The 19,515-nt window shown below is 55.4% G+C and carries 19 protein-coding genes and 1 tRNA gene; 5 read left to right on the forward strand and 15 right to left on the reverse strand.

Annotated features, from left to right (window positions below):
* The first annotated feature begins 2 nt into the window (after window positions 1-2).
* A complete protein-coding gene (locus tag VPX56_RS20015) occupies window positions 3-521 on the forward strand; it encodes a type 1 glutamine amidotransferase domain-containing protein (protein WP_131635330.1) in 519 nt (172 codons plus the stop codon).
* Here the strand turns inward: VPX56_RS20015 and VPX56_RS20020 are convergent.
* Window positions 501-935, reverse strand: a complete 435-nt coding sequence (locus VPX56_RS20020; protein WP_326468549.1) for a YhbP family protein — start codon at window positions 933-935, stop codon at window positions 501-503. The genes VPX56_RS20015 and VPX56_RS20020 overlap by 21 nt on opposite strands.
* A 14-nt stretch (window positions 936-949) precedes the next feature.
* On the opposite strand from VPX56_RS20020, the gene VPX56_RS20025 reads away from it, so the two are divergent.
* Window positions 950-1,279, forward strand: a complete 330-nt coding sequence (locus VPX56_RS20025; protein WP_326472145.1) for a GIY-YIG nuclease family protein — start codon at window positions 950-952, stop codon at window positions 1,277-1,279.
* Here the strand turns inward: VPX56_RS20025 and VPX56_RS20030 are convergent.
* Together VPX56_RS20030 and ubiT are read right to left on the reverse strand one after the other, a co-directional pair.
* The gene (locus tag VPX56_RS20030) at window positions 1,266-1,769 is read right to left on the reverse strand and encodes a GNAT family N-acetyltransferase (RefSeq protein ID WP_326468551.1); all 504 of its coding nucleotides are present in this window, start codon (window positions 1,767-1,769) and stop codon (window positions 1,266-1,268) included. The genes VPX56_RS20025 and VPX56_RS20030 overlap by 14 nt on opposite strands.
* The gene (gene ubiT / locus VPX56_RS20035) at window positions 1,763-2,287 is read right to left on the reverse strand and encodes a ubiquinone anaerobic biosynthesis accessory factor UbiT (RefSeq protein ID WP_131635327.1); all 525 of its coding nucleotides are present in this window, start codon (window positions 2,285-2,287) and stop codon (window positions 1,763-1,765) included. The genes VPX56_RS20030 and ubiT overlap by 7 nt, the downstream gene beginning before the upstream one ends.
* A 220-nt stretch (window positions 2,288-2,507) precedes the next feature.
* On the opposite strand from ubiT, the gene ubiU reads away from it, so the two are divergent.
* From ubiU to VPX56_RS20050, 3 genes are all read left to right on the forward strand, one after another.
* Window positions 2,508-3,503 carry a ubiquinone anaerobic biosynthesis protein UbiU gene (ubiU, locus tag VPX56_RS20040; RefSeq protein ID WP_114978834.1) on the forward strand — a complete coding sequence of 332 codons (996 nt, stop codon included), beginning with the start codon at window positions 2,508-2,510 and terminating at the stop codon, window positions 3,501-3,503.
* Between the two features lie 7 nt (window positions 3,504-3,510).
* Window positions 3,511-4,389 (forward strand): U32 family peptidase, encoded by an 879-nt coding sequence (locus VPX56_RS20045; protein WP_090418859.1) that lies wholly within the window; start codon window positions 3,511-3,513, stop codon window positions 4,387-4,389.
* Between the two features lie 78 nt (window positions 4,390-4,467).
* Entirely contained in the window at window positions 4,468-5,475 is a 1,008-nt protein-coding gene (locus VPX56_RS20050) for a luciferase-like monooxygenase (RefSeq protein WP_326468558.1), read from the forward strand.
* 89 nt (window positions 5,476-5,564) lie between these two features.
* Here the strand turns inward: VPX56_RS20050 and mtr are convergent, their stop codons facing one another.
* The 12 genes from mtr to VPX56_RS20110 form a co-directional block, all read right to left on the reverse strand.
* Complete coding sequence (mtr, locus tag VPX56_RS20055; protein ID WP_047646463.1) at window positions 5,565-6,809, reverse strand: tryptophan permease; 1,245 nt, start codon at window positions 6,807-6,809, stop codon at window positions 5,565-5,567.
* A 142-nt stretch (window positions 6,810-6,951) separates the two neighbouring features.
* A complete protein-coding gene (locus VPX56_RS20060) occupies window positions 6,952-8,838 on the reverse strand; it encodes a DEAD/DEAH family ATP-dependent RNA helicase (protein WP_131635324.1) in 1,887 nt (628 codons plus the stop codon).
* Window positions 8,831-8,911, reverse strand: coding sequence for a protein YrbN (gene yrbN, locus VPX56_RS20065; protein ID WP_097397692.1), 81 nt, complete (start codon window positions 8,909-8,911; stop codon window positions 8,831-8,833). The genes VPX56_RS20060 and yrbN overlap by 8 nt, the downstream gene beginning before the upstream one ends.
* A gap of 107 nt (window positions 8,912-9,018) precedes the next feature.
* Window positions 9,019-9,903: a lipoprotein NlpI gene (nlpI, locus tag VPX56_RS20070; RefSeq protein ID WP_131635323.1), complete on the reverse strand. Its 885-nt coding sequence runs from the start codon at window positions 9,901-9,903 to the stop codon at window positions 9,019-9,021.
* 108 nt (window positions 9,904-10,011) lie between these two features.
* A complete protein-coding gene (gene pnp / locus VPX56_RS20075; RefSeq protein WP_263610414.1) occupies window positions 10,012-12,147 on the reverse strand; it encodes a polyribonucleotide nucleotidyltransferase in 2,136 nt (711 codons plus the stop codon).
* A 242-nt stretch (window positions 12,148-12,389) separates the two neighbouring features.
* Window positions 12,390-12,659 carry a 30S ribosomal protein S15 gene (gene rpsO / locus VPX56_RS20080; RefSeq protein WP_003861789.1) on the reverse strand — a complete coding sequence of 90 codons (270 nt, stop codon included), beginning with the start codon at window positions 12,657-12,659 and terminating at the stop codon, window positions 12,390-12,392.
* 155 nt (window positions 12,660-12,814) lie between these two features.
* Window positions 12,815-13,765: a tRNA pseudouridine(55) synthase TruB gene (gene truB, locus VPX56_RS20085; RefSeq protein ID WP_326468563.1), complete on the reverse strand. Its 951-nt coding sequence runs from the start codon at window positions 13,763-13,765 to the stop codon at window positions 12,815-12,817.
* Window positions 13,765-14,169: a 30S ribosome-binding factor RbfA gene (gene rbfA / locus VPX56_RS20090; protein WP_003024988.1), complete on the reverse strand. Its 405-nt coding sequence runs from the start codon at window positions 14,167-14,169 to the stop codon at window positions 13,765-13,767. Before rbfA ends, truB begins: the two co-directional genes overlap by 1 nt.
* Window positions 14,170-14,381: 212 nt before the next feature.
* Complete coding sequence (gene infB, locus VPX56_RS20095) at window positions 14,382-17,069, reverse strand: translation initiation factor IF-2 (protein WP_131635320.1); 2,688 nt, start codon at window positions 17,067-17,069, stop codon at window positions 14,382-14,384.
* Window positions 17,070-17,093: 24 nt separating this feature from the next.
* Window positions 17,094-18,596 carry a transcription termination factor NusA gene (gene nusA / locus VPX56_RS20100; protein ID WP_131635319.1) on the reverse strand — a complete coding sequence of 501 codons (1,503 nt, stop codon included), beginning with the start codon at window positions 18,594-18,596 and terminating at the stop codon, window positions 17,094-17,096.
* A 28-nt stretch (window positions 18,597-18,624) separates the two neighbouring features.
* A complete protein-coding gene (gene rimP / locus VPX56_RS20105; protein ID WP_014071903.1) occupies window positions 18,625-19,077 on the reverse strand; it encodes a ribosome maturation factor RimP in 453 nt (150 codons plus the stop codon).
* 207 nt (window positions 19,078-19,284) lie between these two features.
* A tRNA-Met gene (locus VPX56_RS20110) sits at window positions 19,285-19,361 on the reverse strand.
* Between the last annotated feature and the right edge of the window lie 154 nt (window positions 19,362-19,515).

Consider the following 19,515-nt stretch of genomic DNA (forward strand, 5'->3'; position numbering starts at 1 on the left):
GCATGGGCAAGAAAATCGCAGTCTTGATTACCGACGAGTTTGAAGATTCAGAATTCACCTCTCCTGCAGAGGCATTCCGCAAGGCGGGACATGAGGTCATCACCATTGAGAAAGAAGCGGGCAAAACGGTGAAAGGCCATAAGGGAGAAGCCAGCGTGACGATTGATGAGTCTATCGATAACGTCAGCCCGTCCGATTTCGACGCCCTGCTGTTACCCGGCGGCCATTCACCGGATTCCCTGCGCGGGGACGAGCGCTTCGTGACGTTTACCCGTGACTTCGTGGGAACAGGCAAACCGGTGTTTGCTATCTGTCACGGTCCGCAGCTGCTGATCAGCGCCGAAGTCGTGCGCGGGCGCAAACTGACCGCCGTGAAGCCGATCGTTATCGATCTGAAAAACGCGGGCGCGGAGTTTTACGATCAGGAGGTCGTGAACGACAAGGACCAGCTGATCACCAGCCGCACCCCGGACGATCTCCCGGCGTTTAACCGGGAAGCGCTACGCCTGCTCGGGACGTAACCAGTGCAGCTTTTTGCCAAAACCCAGGGTGTTGTCGGTAAATTTCAGCTCATCGAGGCGGATTTCCCACACCGGGGCCTTTAGCGCAGCCGCAACAGGGAAGCGACGCGTGTAGTGTTTACGCCGCGCGTCGCTCTCTTCTCCGTCCAGCCGACGGATTTCACCTTTGAACTGCACCCCGCGGATCAGTGCGACGGTTTTCGGCTGGCCGTTTACCGTGCCAGCTATCTTCGCCTGCTGGCCGGTCATCTGCGCATGCCGGGTTTTGTCTTCGCTCATGACGTAAAACGCCACGCGCTCCGGATCGTAGTAATAAAACGCGTTCGCGCACCACATCTCACCCTCGTCATAGACGCACCAGGTCACGACATGCTGCTTCGCCAGCCAGCGGCTAATGGCGGCCAGTGTTTCCATTTTCGTTCTCTCTCATGCTATGGTGCGTTCACCTTAACATACTGAATCCGTTTACCGTGTGCTGGTTTCTCTATCTTGTCCGAACCGCTGATAACGCCCTCTACACCGGGATCACTACCGATGTGGCGCGGCGTTTTTTACAGCATCAAACGGGGAAAGGCGCTAAGGCGCTGCGGGGGAAAGGGGAATTACGGCTCGCCTTCTCAGCGGCCGTCGGCGACCGTTCGCTGGCGCTGAGGCTGGAATATCGCATCAAGCAGCTGACGAAGCGCCAGAAAGAGCGCCTCGTGACCGGAGACGGCTCCTTTGAGGCGCTACGCGAGAGCCTGATTAAAAGCGATTGAAATGGTCGTGATACTCGACCAGGCCATTGACGCCGTTGAGCGCATCGTCCGCCAGGCGATGGACCTGGAAAGCGGATTCCGTACCCGGCCAGCGGCAGCGCAGATCGTAATGCGCGGCCTGCTCAAAGCCTAAACGGCCATAGAACGCCGGATCGCCCAGCGTGACAACGGCCGCGTAACCGAACTCATTGAGCGAATCCAGCCCTTCATAGACCAGCTGGCGCGCCAGACCCTGCCCGCGATAGTTTTCATCGATCGCCAGGGGTGCCATTCCGACCCACTGAAGATCCTCGCCCTGAACGATCACCGGGCTGAAGGCCACATAGCCCACCACCTGACCTTCGTCATCGGTGGCAACCAGCCCCAGCGTGATCAGGCCGTCTTCGCGGAGATCGTGGACCAGCTGGGCTTCCGCATCGCTCTCAAAAGAGCGGCGTAACAATGCATCGATACCCGGTGCATCAATCCCAATTTCGACTCGAATCAGCATGGCTCACCTACTGAAGTGTGTTTACCGTCCGGCGGGGTTTTCAGCCCGGCCTCAACGAAATCTGCCATTTGCATTAACATCACGCGCAGCGCTTTCGGCATCTGCTCCAGCTCAATGGCATCCATTAAATTCTTCACGTACAGGCCCAGCTCCGTGTCGCCTTCAATCACCAGACGGCGCTGGAAGAAGAGCGTATCCGGGTCCTGCTTACGCGCGGCGATCATCAGCAGATCGCTGGCGTCTGCGCTAAAGCTCACGTCCGCCTCGGCGGACTCGCGCACGATCAGCTGGCCGTTCTCAACGGAGGTAAACCAGCGCAGCCCGATGTCGCGCACCTCAATGCTTAACCAGCGGCCTTCCAGAAATTCCAGCTCGCCATCCTGCAGCGCCTGACGGAACTGCCAGCTCAGCACCTGCTCCAGCACCTGACGTTTAAGCGCGAACGGTGCCAGCTTGACCGGCACGCTCAGCATTGATGGACCAAATTGTACGAGACGTGAACGCAGTTTCTCCAGCACGAGCTTTACTCCCTGATATCTGTAATCCCGCTATTTTGCCACATCCATTCCAGAACATAGCGGCGTAAATCAACAAACCGACGTCCGGCTTACCTCATTATTGGTGTCATCAATACGCCATTAGCTGCCTTAAATCAAAAATTGTCGCGTATGGGTTAATTAAAATCCCAGCTCGTTAACAATTTTGCGATCCCTGCGATCGACAACATCAGGATAATTTATGGAGCTGCTCTGCCCTGCCGGAAATCTTCCGGCGCTTAAGGCGGCCATCGAAAATGGGGCCGATGCGGTCTATATCGGGCTGAAAGATGACACCAACGCCCGCCATTTTGCTGGCCTCAACTTTACGGAGAAAAAGCTTCAGGAAGCCGTTAACTTCGTTCACCAGCACCGCCGCAAGCTGCACATTGCCATCAATACCTTTGCCCATCCTGACGGCTACGCACGCTGGCAGCGCGCGGTGGATATGGCGGCGCAGCTCGGCGCCGATGCGCTGATCCTGGCCGACCTCGCCATGCTTGAGTATGCGGCAGAACGTTATCCGCATATTGAGCGCCACGTCTCTGTTCAGGCATCCGCCACCAACGAAGAAGCCGTGCGTTTTTATCATCAAAACTTCGACGTCGCCCGCGTGGTGCTGCCGCGCGTGCTCTCTATTCATCAGGTTAAGCAACTCGCCCGCGTCACGCCAGTGCCGCTTGAGGTTTTTGCCTTCGGCAGCCTGTGCATCATGGCTGAAGGTCGCTGCTATCTTTCCTCTTATCTCACCGGTGAATCACCGAATACCGTCGGAGCCTGCTCCCCTGCCCGCTTTGTTCGCTGGCAGCAAACGCCTCAGGGGCTGGAATCTCGTCTAAATGAAGTGCTGATCGATCGCTATCAGGACGGTGAAAACGCCGGTTATCCAACGCTGTGCAAAGGCCGCTATCTGGTCGACGGCGAGCGCTACCACGCGCTGGAAGAGCCCACCAGCCTTAACACGCTGGAATTGCTGCCAGAGCTGCTGGCGGCCAATATCGCCTCGGTGAAAATCGAAGGTCGCCAGCGCAGCCCGGCCTACGTGAGCCAGGTGGCGAAAGTGTGGCGTCAGGCCATCGACCGCTGCATGGCGGACCCGCAGAACTACGCCCCGCAGCCGGCCTGGATGGAGACGCTCGGTTCAATGTCCGAAGGCACGCAAACCACGCTTGGCGCGTATCACCGTAAATGGCAGTGAGATAATCATGAAATATTCATTAGGACCGGTGCTCTACTACTGGCCAAAAGAGACGCTGGAAGATTTTTACCAACAGGCCGCCACCAGCAGCGCCGACGTGATTTACCTCGGCGAAGCGGTGTGCAGCAAGCGCCGCGCCACCAAAGTGGGCGACTGGCTGGATATGGCGAAAAGCCTGGCCGGGAGCGGCAAGCAGGTGGTGCTCTCAACGCTCGCGCTGGTGCAGGCCTCGTCCGAACTGGGCGAGCTGAAGCGCTACGTCGAAAACGGCGAGTTCCTGCTGGAAGCGAGCGATCTCGGCGTGGTGAATATGTGCGCCGAGCGTAAGCTGCCGTTTGTCGCGGGCCACGCGCTTAACTGCTACAACGCCGTGACCCTGCGCCTACTGCTCAAGCAGGGGATGACGCGCTGGTGCATGCCGGTAGAACTCTCCCGCGACTGGCTGGCAAACCTGCTGAATCAGTGCGACGAGCTGGGCATACGCAATCAGTTCGAAGTGGAAGTGCTGAGCTACGGCCATCTGCCGCTGGCCTACTCCGCCCGCTGCTTTACCGCGCGGTCGGAAGATCGTCCGAAAGACGAATGCGAAACCTGCTGCATCAAGTACCCGAACGGGCGCAGCATGCTGTCGCAGGAGAACCAGCAGGTGTTTGTCCTGAACGGCATTCAGACCATGAGCGGCTATGTTTATAACCTCGGCAACGAGCTGGCGTCGATGGACGGGCTGGTGGATATGGTGCGGCTGTCGCCGCTCGATACCGGCGTGTTCGCGATGCTGGACGCCTTCCGCGCCAACGAAAACGGTGCCGCGCCGCTGCCGCTGACGGCCAACAGCGACTGCAACGGTTACTGGAAGCGTCTGGCCGGGCTGGAGCTGCAGGCGTAAAAAAGGCTCACTTTGTTAACAACGGTTATCATTTTTTAATGCAGTATTAAAGATTCACCGTCGACAAAGTGAGCTGTTATGACTGACAAAACCATTCCGTTTTCGGTGCTGGATCTGGCGCCGATCCCACAAGGCTCCTCGGCAAGAGAAGCCTTTTCGCACTCTCTGGATCTGGCTCAGTTGGCCGAAAAGCGTGGCTACCACCGCTACTGGCTGGCCGAGCATCACAACATGGTAGGCATCGCCAGCGCCGCCACCTCGGTACTGATTGGCTATCTTGCAGCAAATACCACTACCCTGCACCTGGGATCCGGCGGCGTGATGCTGCCGAACCACGCCCCGCTCGTTATCGCCGAGCAGTTTGGTACGCTGAATACCTTATACCCGGGCCGAATTGACCTGGGGCTTGGCCGCGCGCCAGGCAGCGACCAGCCAACCATGCGCGCCCTGCGCCGCCATATGAGCGGTGATATCGACAATTTTCCGCGCGACGTGGCTGAGCTGGTGGACTGGTTCGACGCGCGCGATCCGAACCCGCACGTACGCCCGGTACCGGGTTACGGTGAGAAGATCCCGGTGTGGCTGCTAGGCTCAAGCCTGTACAGCGCCCAGCTCGCCGCACAGCTGGGGCTGCCGTTTGCGTTTGCCTCGCACTTCGCGCCGGATATGCTGCACCAGGCGCTGCATCTGTACCGCACGAACTTCAAACCGTCCGAGCGTCTTGAGAAGCCGTACGCGATGGTATGTATTAACATCATTGCCGCAGACAGCAACCGCGACGCTGAATTCCTGTTTACCTCAATGCAGCAGGCGTTTATGAAGCTGCGCCGCGGCGAGACCGGCCAGCTTCCGCCACCGGTAGAGAATATGCACCAGCTGTGGTCCGCCTCCGAGCAGTATGGCGTTCAGCAGGCGCTGAGCATGTCGCTGGTGGGTGATAAAGCGAAAGTGCGCCACGGGCTGGACGCGGTACTGAGCGAGACGCAGGCGGATGAGATTATGGTTAACGGTCAGATTTTCGATCACCAGGCGCGTTTGCATTCGTTTGACTTGGCGATGCAGGTGAAAGAGGAGTTGGTGGGATAGCCATTGTTTCGCCCGGTGGCGCTGCGCTTACCGGGCCTACGGGATCGCGTAGGCCGGATAAGGCGTAGCCGCCATCCGGCACAAAAGACTTATTGATACACGGGCAACAGGTTAAAGCTCGACAGCACGTGAACCAGCGCGTTGCCAACGCCAAACACCAGGATCAGCGCAATCATCGGCTTGCCGCCCCAGACGCGGAATTTGGGGCTGCCGAAGCGTTTACGTGATTTACGCGCCAGCAGCGCCGGTACAATCGCCGCCCAGATGGTTGCCGCCAGCCCTGCATAGCCAATGGCGTAGAGGAAGCCGTTCGGCCACAGCAGGCCGCCCACAATCGGCGGCAGGAACGTCAGCAGCGCGGTTTTGAAGCGCCCCATGGCAGAATCATCAAAGCCAAACAGATCCGCCAGGTAGTCAAACAGCCCCAGGGTCACGCCGAGGAAAGAGCTCGCCACCGCAAAGTTAGAGAAGATAACCAGCAGCAGATCCAGGCTGCGGCTGTTCAGCACGCCGCTCAGGGCCTGCACCAGCACGTCGATGTTACCGCCCTTCTGGGCAATGCCGATAAATTCCGGACGCGGGATGTTGCCCATCGTCCCCAGCAGCCAAATCACGTACAGCCCCAGCGCCAGCAGCGTGCCGTAGACCAGACACTTCACGATGGTGCGCGGATCTTTGCCGTAGTACTTCATCAGGCTCGGCACGTTGCCGTGGTAGCCGAACGACGCCAGACAGAACGGCAGCGTCATCAGCAGGTACGGTGTGTAGGAGGTATTCACTTCCGCGACGTTAAACAGCGTGGCGGGCGTCACGTGCCCCAGCAGGCTGCCGAAGGTCAGGAAGAAGGTGATGACCTTCGCGCCCAGCACGATCGCCGTCATGCGGCTCACCGCTTTGGTACTCATCCAGACGATAAACGCCACAGCCAGCGCAAAGCATAGCCCCGCCAGACGCGCCGGAACGTTCAGCGACATCTCTGAGAAGGTGTGATGCAGGATTGAGCCGCTCGCCGAAATATATGCGTAGGTCAGGATGTAGAGCACAAACGCGATGGACAGCCCGTTCACCAGGTTCCAGCCTTTGCCCAGCAGATCTTTGGTGATGGTGTCGAAGCTTGAGCCAATGCGGTAGTTCAGGTTCGCTTCAAGGATCATCAGCCCGGAGTGGAGCATGCAGAACCAGGTGAACACCAGCGCCGCCAGCGACCAGAAGAACCACGCACCGGACATGACCACGGGCAGGGAAAACATCCCAGCACCAATGATGGTACCGCCGATGATCACCACGCCGCCAAGCAGCGAAGGTGACGTTTGGGTGGTGGTTAGTGTCGCCATACAGCCATTTCTCCAGTCAATAATGCGGTGATGCATGTTAATGTGCAGCACTGTACCAGTACAAGAGTACAAAGGAAATAAAAAAAGCCCCGATAGCATTTATCGGGGCTGTATATTTTACTTTACGTCAGGTGCGTAAGGCTTACGCGTCACGGCGACGACTTGAGCCTTCGTCACGACGTGGGCCACGGCTTTCACGGCGTTCGCCGGAAAAACGACGTGGTTCACCGCGACCTTCGCTACGACCGCCTTCACGACGCTCGCCACCGAAGCTGCGACCACCGCCACGACGTTCGCCACCGCGATCGGAGCGAGGCTGTGCATCACCCATTAGCTGCATGTTCATCGGCTTGTTCAGGATGCGGGTGCGCGTAAAGTGCTGCAGTACTTCGCCCGGCATGCCTTTAGGCAGCTCGATGGTGGAGTGAGTACCGAACAGCTTGATGTTACCAATGTAACGGCTGCTGATATCACCTTCGTTAGCGATCGCGCCAACGATATGACGAACTTCAACACCGTCATCACGGCCAACTTCAATGCGGTACAGTTCCATTTCGCCAGCGTCACGACGCTCGCGACGTGGACGGTCTTCACCACCACGCTCTGGACGATCGCCACGCGGGCCACGGTCATTACGGTCGCCACGACGTTCGAAACGATCGTCACGGTCACGGAATTCACGCTTAGGACGCATTGGCGCATCTGGCGGCACGATCAGGCTACGTTCGCCCTGAGCCATTTTCAGCAGTGCTGCAGCCAGGGTTTCCATGTCCAGCTCTTCGCCTTCAGCGGTAGGCTGAATCTGCGACAGCAGCGCACGGTACTGATCCAGATCGCTGCTTTCCAGCTGCTGCTGTACTTTCGCGGCGAATTTTTCCAGGCGGCGTTTGCCCAGCAGATCTGCATTTGGCAGGTCAGCTTCTGGAATGGTCAGCTTCATGGTGCGTTCGATGTTGCGCAGCAGACGACGCTCGCGGTTCTCAACGAACAGCAGCGCGCGGCCAGCACGACCCGCACGACCGGTACGACCGATACGGTGAACGTAAGACTCGGAATCCATTGGGATGTCGTAGTTTACAACCAGGCTGATACGCTCAACGTCCAGACCACGTGCTGCCACGTCGGTTGCAATCAGGATATCCAGACGACCGTCTTTCAGACGTTCCAAAGTCTGCTCACGCAGGGCCTGGTTCATGTCGCCGTTCAGCGCTGCGCTGTTGTAGCCGCTACGCTCCAGGGCTTCAGCCACTTCCAGAGTCGCGTTTTTGGTACGAACGAAGATAATCGCCGCATCAAAATCTTCTGCTTCCAGGAAACGTACCAGCGCTTCGTTTTTGCGCATGCCGTACACGGACCAGTAGCTCTGGCTGATGTCCGGGCGAGTGGTAACGCTTGACTGAATACGCACTTCCTGCGGCTCTTTCATGAAGCGGCGGGTGATGCGACGGATTGCTTCCGGCATGGTTGCAGAGAACAGAGCGGTCTGATGACCTTCTGGGATCTGCGCCATGATAGTTTCGACGTCTTCGATGAAGCCCATACGCAGCATTTCATCTGCTTCATCCAGTACCAGACCACTCAGTTTAGAGAGGTCCAGAGTACCGCGCTTCAGGTGATCCAGCAGACGGCCCGGCGTACCGACAACAATCTGTGGACCCTGGCGCAGGGCGCGTAACTGCACGTCATAACGCTGGCCGCCGTACAGGGCTACCACGTTTACGCCGCGCATATGTTTAGAGAATTCCGTCATAGCTTCTGCAACCTGAACAGCCAGTTCACGGGTTGGAGCCAGGACGAGGATCTGCGGTGCACGCAGGTCCGGATCGATGTTGTTCAGCAGCGGCAGCGAGAACGCTGCAGTTTTACCGCTACCAGTCTGGGCCATGCCCAGCACGTCACGACCAGAGAGCAGGTGTGGGATACACTCAGCCTGGATCGGAGATGGTTTTTCGTAACCCAGATCGTTAAGGGCTTCAAGGATAGGAGCCTTCAGGCCCAGATCTGCAAAAGTGGTTTCGAATTCAGCCATGTAGTACAAGTGCCTCGATATTAATGGCGGCCAGTCTACTTAGCTCATCGTGAAAATGATTAGCAATTTTCATTGAAAAGTGTGAACCGGCTCAAAGTAGGTGTATTGACGAACAACAACGCCCTCACCAGTTAAGGTGATGGCAATCAAAAGATTACGGGCTGATGTTTATGTCGTCAGCTATTGCTGGTCCGATTCTGCCAGGTCGTCTTGCTCCTGGCCCAAGAGCGATAATTCCAACAATGCATAACGGTGCTCAACGAAGTTGTGTACGTTGTTAGCAACCGCTAATTTGAACAGTGCCGTGGCGCTGTCCTTATCCCCCAGACTTAGGTAGTACTTACCTAAATAGAAGTTGGTTTCACTGAGATGCTCAGCGAGCGAGGTGTTATCCGTTGCGTCCGCCTTGAGGCGTTCCATCAGCGTTGCTTCGCTAATGTTCCCCAGGTAGAACTCGACAATGTTCCATCCCCACTGTTCCTTATCCGAACTGTCGAAGCGCTGTTTCAGTGCTTCTTTGGCCTGCTTTTCATCGAGCTTTCGCTCAACGACGTAAAGCCACAGGCTGCGGAAAGGATCATTAGGATCGTCATGATAAAACGCCAGCAGATCATCTTGCGCTAACTTATCACGACCGCCGTAGTACAATGCGATACCGCGATTCAAGTGCGCGTAGTTGTAAGTTGGATCAAGCTCAAGTACAGAATCAAACGCTTCATAGGCAGCATCAAAATTGCCTGCCTGCGTTAAATATATACCTAAGTAATTGAATACTTCAGGCATATCAGGTCGGATTGCCAGCGCTTGTGAGAAATCATTTCGCGCTAATGCCCTCAGACCGAGACTATCATACAACACTCCGCGCTCATATAAAAGCTGTGCGCGTTCGTCATCGGTTAAAGCCCGACTGGCAAGAATTTGTTCCATGCGTGCCAGAATCACTTCCTGCTGCAAAGTCGGTTGCAATGGCACTGCGAGGACTTCGCTCTTACGCCAGGCAGAGTTGCTGCATCCTGCCAGCGTTAAAGCTGTCGCAACGAAACACCAGCGCAAAAAAGGCTTCATTTCCCACTCCCGAAGACAACTATTGGATGAACGTCCTGTCCCCCGGCTGCTAACAAGGCGTCCTGCCTGATAATAGGCCCTCCGCAAAGCGGAGGGCAAATGGCAACCTTACTCGCCTTGCTGTTCTGCTGCCGGTGCTTCTGGCGCAGCAGCAGGAGACTGCTCGGTTGCTTCTTTAATGCTCAGACGGATGCGGCCCTGGCGATCAACTTCCAGAACTTTAACCGGGACTTCCTGGCCCATCTGCAGGTAATCGGTCACTTTCTCAACGCGCTTGTCGGCGATCTGAGAAATGTGTACCAGACCTTCTTTACCGCCACCGATGGCAACGAATGCGCCAAAGTCAACGATACGGGTCACTTTACCCGCGTAGATACGGCCCACTTCGATCTCTGCAGTGATTTCTTCGATGCGGCGGATAGCGAATTTCGCTTTCTCACCGTCGGTTGCTGCGATCTTCACAGTACCGTCATCTTCGATTTCGATAGTGGTGCCGGTCTCTTCGGTCAGAGCACGGATTACAGAACCGCCCTTACCGATAACGTCTTTGATCTTGTCTGGATTGATCTTGATGGTGTGGATACGCGGAGCGAACTGAGAAATGTCGCCGCGCGGCGCGTTAATCGCCTGTTCCATCACGCCCAGGATGTGCAGACGCGCACCTTTAGCCTGGTTCAGAGCAACCTGCATGATCTCTTTGGTGATACCTTCAATTTTGATATCCATCTGCAGCGCAGAGATACCTTCGCGGGAACCTGCGACTTTGAAGTCCATATCGCCCAGGTGATCTTCATCGCCCAGAATGTCAGACAGAACAACAAAGTTGTCGCCTTCTTTCACCAGGCCCATTGCGATACCCGCAACGGCGGCTTTGATTGGCACGCCTGCATCCATCAGCGCCAGAGAGGCACCACACACGGAAGCCATAGAAGAAGAGCCGTTAGATTCGGTGATTTCAGACACCACACGAACGGTGTACGGGAATTTGTCTGCTTCCGGCATCACTGCCAGCACGCCGCGCTTCGCCAGACGACCGTGACCAATTTCACGACGCTTCGGCGAGCCAACCATACCGGTCTCACCGACGGAGTACGGAGGGAAGTTGTAGTGGAACAGGAAGCTGTCAGTACGCTCGCCCATCAGTTCGTCGATGTTCTGTGCGTCACGTGCAGTACCCAGGGTTGCGGTAACCAACGCCTGCGTTTCGCCACGGGTGAACAGCGCGGAACCGTGAGTACGTGGCAGAACGCCAGTACGAACGTCCAGACCACGGATCATGTCTTTTTCACGACCATCGATACGCGGCTCGCCTGCCAGAACGCGGCTACGAACGGTGTTTTTCTCGATAGCGTGCAGAATTTCGCTCAGCTCGTTAGCATCCAGAGACTCATCTTCAGCAACCAGCGTCGCGATGGTTTCTGATTTGATGACGTCAACCTGAGCGTAACGCTCTTGTTTGTCGGTGATGCGGTATGCATCGCTCAGACGTGCGCCTGCCAGTGCAGCAACGCGTGCGTTCAGCGCGTCGTTCACCGCTTCTGGCTGCCAGTCCCAGCGTGGTTTACCGGCTTCTTTCACCAGGTCGTTGATGTTCTGGATAACGATCTGCTGCTGTTCGTGGCCAAACACCACCGCACCCAGCATCTGGTCTTCGCTCAGCAGTTCAGCTTCGGATTCAACCATCAGAACCGCCGCTTCAGTACCGGCAACCACCAGGTCCAGCTTACTTTCTTTCAGCTCTTCCTGAGTTGGGTTCAGCACGTACTGGTCGTTGATGTAGCCAACGCGCGCGGAACCGATTGGGCCATTGAATGGAATACCAGACAGTGACAGGGCAGCAGATGCGCCGATCATAGCAACGATGTCCGGGTTAACCTGTGGGTTAACGGAAACAACGGTCGCGATAACCTGAACTTCGTTTACGAAGCCTTCCGGGAACAGCGGACGAACAGGGCGGTCAATCAGACGCGCGATCAGGGTTTCGCCTTCGCTTGGACGGCCTTCACGACGGAAGAAACCACCCGGGATTTTACCGGCAGCGTAGGTACGCTCCTGGTAGTTAACGGTCAGCGGGAAGAAGTCCTGACCTGGTTTAGCTTTTTTCTGGCCAACAACGGTAACGAATACCGCGGTGTCATCCATGCTTACCATAACGGCAGCAGTAGCCTGACGTGCCATCATGCCGGTTTCCAGCGTGACGGTATGTTGACCATACTGGAATTTACGAACGATCGGATTCAGCAAAGTTCTGTCCTTTCTAAAATGTATGACAGCACACCACAGGCGTGCTGACGATTTAACCCGACCTTCTTCGCATCCTCGCGACTAATGACAACCGACACCCCCATGGGTGAAGCCTCTCATTAGCCGCGCGAACCTCTGCAATGAAGATCATTTATAGCAACAATACAATAGTTTCCAGTGAATTGCTGCCGTCTGGTTGAAAAAAGGGGCCATCAGGCCCCCTTTTCTGAAACTCGCAAGACTTAGCGACGCAGACCCAGACGCTCGATCAGCGCGGTGTAGCGTGCAACATCTTTACGTTTCAGGTAGTCGAGCAGTTTACGACGCTGAGAAACCATACGCAGCAGACCACGACGGCTGTGGTGATCTTTTTTGTGCTCTGCAAAGTGACCCTGCAGGTGGTTAATCTGTGCAGTCAGCAGTGCAACCTGAACTTCGGTAGAACCGCTGTCGTTAGTACCACGACCAAACTCGGAAACGATTTTAGCTTTAGCTTCAACGCTTAGAGACATTTTCAAACTCCAGAATATAAAGAATGTAAGGATGCCGATCTCTAATTCAGCAATCCCAGTATACGACCAGCCGATTGTTAAACAATTTGCAGATCGTTAAGCGGCGATATTCTACTCGTCTCCCCTGCTTATCGCAAGGTGAGCCGCAATCGCCGTTAGGCTTCGACCGGATATTCAACGACCAGGCGACGAGGGGCAACACGCCCTTCGCCATCCATTTCACCCATGCCGATAAACTTACCCTCATCACCTTCGGTCACTCGTACCAGACCTTCCAGCGGCGCATCCGTGGTCCGCACAGGATTTCCGTTCTTAAAGTACACGGACGATGTTAAAGGAAGATTAACAATCGGGAAATCCGCTGCCGGACTGTCCATCGGCATCAGTAACGGGTCGAGCAAATCTGCCGGCGCAATTCCCTGCGTTTCAGCTTGCTCAGCCAGCTCACGGAGATGCTCCAGAGTGACCATGCGCTCAACCGGGTATGTGCTGACGGCCAGACGACGCAGGTAGATAACATGCGCGCCGCAGCCCAGCTTTTCGCCGAGGTCGTCAATGATGGTGCGAATATAGGTGCCTTTCGAACAGTGTACTTCCAGCTCCAGCTCATCGCCTTCATGGCGAATGAACAGCAGCTCGTACACGGTAATCGGACGGGCTTCGCGCGGGACGTCGATGCCCTGACGCGCATATTCGTAGAGCTTCTTGCCCTGATATTTCAGCGCCGAATACATCGACGGCACCTGCATGGTGTCACCACGGAAGCTTTCCAGCGCCGCATCAAGCTGTTCCGCGCTGAAGGTCACCGGACGCTCTTCCACGACCTGGCCGTCCGCGTCGGAGGTATCCGTGCGCTGGCCCAGTTTAGCGATAACGCGATAACGCTTATCGGAATCCAGCAGATACTGGGAAAACTTTGTCGCCTCTCCCAGGCAAACCGGCAGCATACCGGTCGCCAGCGGATCCAGCGCACCCGTATGGCCCGCGCGGTTGGCGTTAAAAATACGCTTCACTTTTTGCAGCACGTCGTTGCTGGATGCGCCCTGAGGTTTGTCCAGCAGCAGCACGCCATGCACGTCGCGACCGCGACGACGAGGACGACTCATCAGTCCTCCTTGCTGTCGTCCGCTGGGTTAACACGACGCTCATCGTCGTGTTTCACCACGCTGGTCACCAGGTTGGACATGCGCATACCTTCGACCAGCGAGTTGTCGTAGAAGAAGGTCAGCTCTGGCACGATACGCAGGCGCATCGCTTTGCCCAGCAGAGAGCGGATGAAGCCAGAGGCTTCCTGCAGCGCTTTGATACCGTTTTTCACCGCGGCTTCATCCTGATCGTTCAGGAAGGTCACGAACACTTTGGCATAGGCCAGGTCACGAGACATCTCTACGCCAGAGACGGTGGTCATCATGCCCACGCGTGGGTCTTTAATTTCACGTTGCAGAATGAGCGCGATCTCTTTCTGCATTTCCTGCGCTACGCGCTGAGGGCGACCAAATTCTTTCGCCATAATAAATTCTCCAGACAAAAAAGGGGCTAAAGCCCCTTTTTTAAATTATTGCCGGGTGGCGCTTCGCTTACCCGGCCTACGCTAGTTAATCTTCTAAGGATTTTGGGTTGCAACAAGGCGGCAAGCTCGTGAATCCCCGGGAGCATAGATAACTATGTGACCGGGGTGAACGAGCGCAGCCAACGCAGTGGCGGCCCAAAAGCCGACGAAGATTAAGCGATGGTACGCTGAATTTCGATGATCTCGAACACTTCGATCATATCGCCAACGCGAACGTCGTTGTAGTTCTTCACGCCGATACCACATTCCATGCCGTTACGGACTTCGTTAACGTCATCTTTGAAGCGGCGCAGGGATTCCAGCTCGCCTTCGTAGATAACCACGTTGTCACGCAGTACGCGGATTGGGTTGTGACGCTTGATGTTACCTTCGGTAACCATACAGCCCGCGATCGCACCGAATTTCGGTGATTTGAACACGTCACGTACTTCAGCCAGACCGATGATCTGCTGTTTCAGCTCAGGAGACAGCATGCCGCTCATTGCTGCTTTCACTTCGTCGATCAGGTTATAGATGACGGAGTAGTAACGCAGATCCAGGCTTTCAGCTTCGATCACTTTACGTGCAGACGCATCCGCACGAACGTTGAAGCCAACCAGGATGGCGTTGGACGCTGCAGCCAGGGTTGCGTCGGTTTCGGTGATACCACCTACGCCAGAACCGATGATCTTCACTTTAACTTCGTCGGTAGACAGTTTCAGCAAGGAGTCGGAGATCGCTTCCACAGAACCCTGAACGTCGGCTTTCAGAACGACGTTCACTTCGTGAACTTCGCCTTCGGTCATGTTCGCGAACATGTTCTCGAGTTTAGACTTCTGCTGACGAGCCAGCTTAACTTCACGGAATTTGCCCTGACGATACAGTGCAACTTCACGCGCTTTCTTCTCGTCACGCACAACGGTCACTTCATCACCGGCAGCCGGAACACCGGACAGGCCCAGGATTTCCACTGGAATGGATGGACCCGCTTCCAGCACTTCCTGACCCAGTTCGTTACGCATCGCACGAACGCGACCGTATTCGAATCCGCACAGGACGATGTCGCCTTTGTTCAGCGTACCTTCACGAACCAGAACGGTTGCAACCGGACCACGACCTTTATCCAGGAAGGATTCGATCACCGCGCCGCTCGCCATACCATTACGGATCGCTTTCAGCTCCAGAACTTCAGCCTGCAGCAGGATAGCGTTCAGCAGGTCGTCAATACCGGTACCCGCTTTTGCAGATACAGGGATGAACTGCGCTTCACCGCCCCACTCTTCCGGCATAACGCCGTACTGGGACAGTTCGTTCTTAACGCGGTCCATGTCAGCTTCTGGCTTATCGATTTTGTTGACTGCAACAACCAGAGGCACCTGCGCCGCTTTCGCGTGCTGGATAGCTTCGATGGTCTGTGGCATTACGCCATCGTCCGCAGCAACAACCAGGACAACGATATCCGTCGCCTGAGCACCACGAGCACGCATTGAGGTAAACGCTGCGTGGCCCGGGGTATCCAGGAAGGTGATCATGCCGTTTTCAGTTTCAACATGGTAAGCACCGATGTGCTGGGTAATACCACCCGCTTCACCGGAAGCAACCTTAGTAGAACGAATGTAGTCAAGCAGAGAGGTTTTACCGTGGTCAACGTGACCCATGATGGTCACAACCGGTGCACGCGGTTCAGCCGCTGCGCCAGTGTCACGGTCGCTCATTACTGCTTCTTCCAGCTCGTTTTCACGACGCAGGATAACTTTGTGGCCCATCTCTTCGGCAACCAGCTGTGCGGTTTCCTGGTCGATGACCTGGTTGATGGTCGCCATTGCGCCCAGTTTCATCATCGCTTTGATGACCTGAGAGCCTTTAACCGCCATCTTGTTCGCCAGATCGCCAACGGTGATGGTTTCGCCGATCACAACGTCACGGTTAACCGCCTGAGCAGGCTTCTGGAAGCCCTGCTGCAGAGCAGAACCTTTACGCTTACCGCCTTTACCGCCGCGAACGGCAGCGCGTGCTTCTTCACGGTCAGCTTTGGATTCAGCGTGCTTGTTGCCTTTTTTCGCAGGACGCGCGGCTTTGGTGCTGCGCGTACGGCCACGACCACCTTCAACTTCACGGTCGTTGTCGTCTTCAGCCTGACGTGCGTGCTGAGAAGTGGTGACGTGATAATCGCTGGTGTCTTCAGTCGGTTCAGCGGTATTCACGCCGTTCTTCTCGTTTTCTTCTGCCATGCGACGCGCTTCTTCGGCGACGCGGCGAGCTTCTTCTTCAAGCTTGCGGCGGGCTTCTTCTTCCGCTTTACGCTTCAGCTCGGCAGCTTCATTTTCACGGCGGGCTTTTTCAGCCTGGGCAGTTTTTGTCATTTCGTCGGTCTGTTGATTGCTCACTTTGTCTTTTTCCGCAGCGTCACGCTTCACTTTATCACTTGCGTCGCGTTTCGCTTTTTCTGCGGCCTCACGTTCAGCTTTTAATTCTGCTTCACGTTTGGCAGTTGCTTCTGCCTCACGCTGAGCTTGTTCTTCCGCTTCACGCTGTGCCTGCTCTTCCGCGGCAAGGCGTTCTGCCTCTTGCGGATCACGTTTTACAAAGGTGCGTGTCTTGCGGACTTCAATTTGTACCGATTTGCTTTTACCACCGGTACCAGGAATGTTCAACGTGCTGCGCGTTTTGCGCTGCAGCGTCAGCTTGTCAGGCGTTGAGCCGTGTTCACGGTTCAGGTGCGCTAACAAGGTTTGTTTTTCTTGCGCGGTCACTGAGTCATCAGCGGACTTCGGGATCCCTGCATCAGCAAATTGCTGTACCAGGCGGTCCACGGAGGTCTGAATCTCAGCAGCCAGCGATTTTACAGTTACATCAGTCATGCTGTTCCTTCCTGCTACAGTTTATTACGCTTCGTCGCCGAACCAGCAAATATTACGTGCGGCCATGATGAGCTCGCCGGCTTTCTCGTCGGTTAAACCTTCGATATCAGCCAGGTCATCAACGCCTTGCTCAGCGAGATCTTCCAGCGTACAAACACCACGGGCAGCCAGCTTGAACGCAATCGCACGATCAAGACCTTCCAGATTCAGCAGGTCATCAGCCGGCTTCTTATCGCCAAGGCTTTCTTCCTGAGCCAGTGCCAGGGTGGTCAGTGCGTTTTTAGCGCGTTCACGCAGGGCTTCAACGGTTTGTTCATCCAGACCGTCAATTTCCAGCAGCTCTTTCATTGGCACATAGGCCAGTTCTTCCAGCGTAGAGAAACCTTCTTCTACCAGAACGGTGGCGAAATCTTCGTCAATGTCGAGGTATTTGGTAAAGGTATCGATCGCCGCATGGGCTTCAGCCTGATGCTTAGCCTGCAGGTCATCAACGGTCATTACGTTGAGTTCCCAGCCGCTCAGCTGTGACGCCAGACGTACGTTCTGACCGTTACGGCCGATTGCCTGCGCCAGGTTACCCGCTTCTACAGCGATATCCATGGTGTGTTTGTCTTCGTCAACAACGATAGACGCCACATCAGCCGGAGCCATTGCGTTGATCACGAACTGCGCTGGGTTGTCGTCCCACAGAACGATATCAATACGCTCGCCGCCCAGTTCGGTAGATACCGCCTGAACACGTGCACCACGCATACCTACGCAAGCACCGACCGGGTCGATACGCTTGTCGTTAGTTTTTACTGCGATTTTCGCACGGGAGCCCGGATCGCGAGCCGCCGCTTTGATTTCAATAACTTCTTCACCGATTTCCGGTACTTCGATACGGAACAGTTCTACCAGCATTTCTGGTTTAGAACGGGTCACGAACAGCTGAGCGCCACGCGCTTCTGGACGCACAGCGTACAGAACGCCACGGATACGGTCGCCTGGGCGGAAGTTTTCGCGCGGCAGCATATCTTCACGCAGAATTACCGCTTCAGCGTTACCCGGCAACCCTTCGGATTTGATTTCCAGAGAGATGTTGTCGCGGTTAACTTTCTTCACCACGCCGGTGATGATTTCGCCTTCCTGATCGCGGAACTGATCGACGACCAGTGCACGCTCGGCTTCGCGAACTTTCTGCACGATAACCTGTTTAGCGGTCTGCGTCGTGATACGGTCGAAGGTGACAGATTCAATCTGATCTTCAACATATTCACCCACGTTCAGACTTTCGTCTTCGTAACGCGCCGCTTCCAGCGTGATCTCTTTGGTTGGCTGGGTCACTTCTTCTACGATTACCCAACGACGGAATGTATCGAAGTCACCGCTTTTACGATCGATTTCTACGCGAACATCGATCTCTTGTTCGTATTTTTTCTTGGTTGCTGTAGCCAGTGCACTTTCCAGCGCTTCGAAAATCTTCTCACGCGGCAGTGATTTCTCGTTGGAGACGGCTTCAACAACAGCCAAAATTTCTTTGTTCATCGCGGGCTTTTCACCTCAATCCAGACTGTTAAAAGTGGGGAACCAGGTTCGCCTTCTGGATATTACTCAGCGCGAACACTTCATCTTTGCCTTCGACTGTCACCGTGATCATTTCACCATCAACGGCTTTGATAATTCCCTGCCATTTACGGCGGTTCTGTACGGCCATACGCAGAACGAGGGCCACTTCTTCACCGGTAAAGCGCACATAGTGCTCGGCCGTGAACATCGGGCGATCGAGGCCAGGTGAGGAAACTTCCAGGTTGTACGCAACAGTGATTGGATCTTCAACATCCATTACCGCACTGACCTGGTGGCTTACATCAGCACAATCATCAACATTGATGCCATCTTCACTATCAATATAGATGCGCAGCGTCGATGTGCGGCCGCGAACGAATTCGATGCCAACCAGTTCGTAGCCCAGTGCTTCGACCGGTGCAGTAATCATCTCTGTTAATTTTTGCTCTAATGTGGACAAGCCCACCCCCAAGACATAAAAAAAGGGCGTAAAGCCCAGTTATTCTGTAGTCAGATAACAAAAAACCCCGACAAATCGGGGCTTTAGATAACTGAACCCTATAGCCACAACTGTGGCCTGGAGCACTCTCCGAAAGAATTTTTTCAAATCCAGCTACGAAGGCTCTAAGTCTTCACAGTATATTTGAAAAAGAACTTTATGGGAAAGTGGTTGCGGGGGCCGGATTTGAACCGACGACCTTCGGGTTATGAGCCCGACGAGCTACCAGGCTGCTCCACCCCGCGCCTGAAACGTGGCAAATTCTACGCGTTTTGGTGAGAATTTGCAAATAATGCTGGGATTTGGTACCGAAGACGGGACGTTAAATCGGCGTTCAGTATATTGATAGTGGACCCCACCTGTCAACCCAGATTGCGCCAGGGCAAACCGAGGGAAAAT

Origin of the sequence: Enterobacter wuhouensis, assembly GCF_035835995.1 — a bacterium.
Classification (GTDB): domain Bacteria; phylum Pseudomonadota; class Gammaproteobacteria; order Enterobacterales; family Enterobacteriaceae; genus Enterobacter; species Enterobacter wuhouensis.

What these genes read in the sequence shown, in the direction of transcription:
- VPX56_RS20030 (WP_326468551.1), bottom strand. Translation starts at nt 1,769, where the DNA reads ATGCTGATTCGAGTCGAAATTGGGATTGATGCACCGGGTATCGATGCA.
- rbfA (WP_003024988.1), bottom strand. Translation starts at nt 14,169, where the DNA reads ATGGCGAAAGAATTTGGTCGCCCTCAGCGCGTAGCGCAGGAAATGCAG.
- VPX56_RS20020 (WP_326468549.1), bottom strand. Translation starts at nt 935, where the DNA reads ATGGAAACACTGGCCGCCATTAGCCGCTGGCTGGCGAAGCAGCATGTC.
- nusA (WP_131635319.1), bottom strand. Translation starts at nt 18,596, where the DNA reads ATGAACAAAGAAATTTTGGCTGTTGTTGAAGCCGTCTCCAACGAGAAA.
- yrbN (WP_097397692.1), bottom strand. Translation starts at nt 8,911, where the DNA reads ATGAAAATTGCTAATCATTTTCACGATGAGCTAAGTAGACTGGCCGCC.
- nlpI (WP_131635323.1), bottom strand. Translation starts at nt 9,903, where the DNA reads ATGAAGCCTTTTTTGCGCTGGTGTTTCGTTGCGACAGCTTTAACGCTG.
- VPX56_RS20015 (WP_131635330.1), top strand. Translation starts at nt 3, where the DNA reads ATGGGCAAGAAAATCGCAGTCTTGATTACCGACGAGTTTGAAGATTCA.
- mtr (WP_047646463.1), bottom strand. Translation starts at nt 6,809, where the DNA reads ATGGCGACACTAACCACCACCCAAACGTCACCTTCGCTGCTTGGCGGC.
- VPX56_RS20025 (WP_326472145.1), top strand. Translation starts at nt 950, where the DNA reads ATGCTATGGTGCGTTCACCTTAACATACTGAATCCGTTTACCGTGTGC.
- VPX56_RS20045 (WP_090418859.1), top strand. Translation starts at nt 3,511, where the DNA reads ATGAAATATTCATTAGGACCGGTGCTCTACTACTGGCCAAAAGAGACG.
- rpsO (WP_003861789.1), bottom strand. Translation starts at nt 12,659, where the DNA reads ATGTCTCTAAGCGTTGAAGCTAAAGCTAAAATCGTTTCCGAGTTTGGT.
- ubiU (WP_114978834.1), top strand. Translation starts at nt 2,508, where the DNA reads ATGGAGCTGCTCTGCCCTGCCGGAAATCTTCCGGCGCTTAAGGCGGCC.
- truB (WP_326468563.1), bottom strand. Translation starts at nt 13,765, where the DNA reads ATGAGTCGTCCTCGTCGTCGCGGTCGCGACGTGCATGGCGTGCTGCTG.
- VPX56_RS20050 (WP_326468558.1), top strand. Translation starts at nt 4,468, where the DNA reads ATGACTGACAAAACCATTCCGTTTTCGGTGCTGGATCTGGCGCCGATC.
- VPX56_RS20060 (WP_131635324.1), bottom strand. Translation starts at nt 8,838, where the DNA reads ATGGCTGAATTCGAAACCACTTTTGCAGATCTGGGCCTGAAGGCTCCT.
- infB (WP_131635320.1), bottom strand. Translation starts at nt 17,069, where the DNA reads ATGACTGATGTAACTGTAAAATCGCTGGCTGCTGAGATTCAGACCTCC.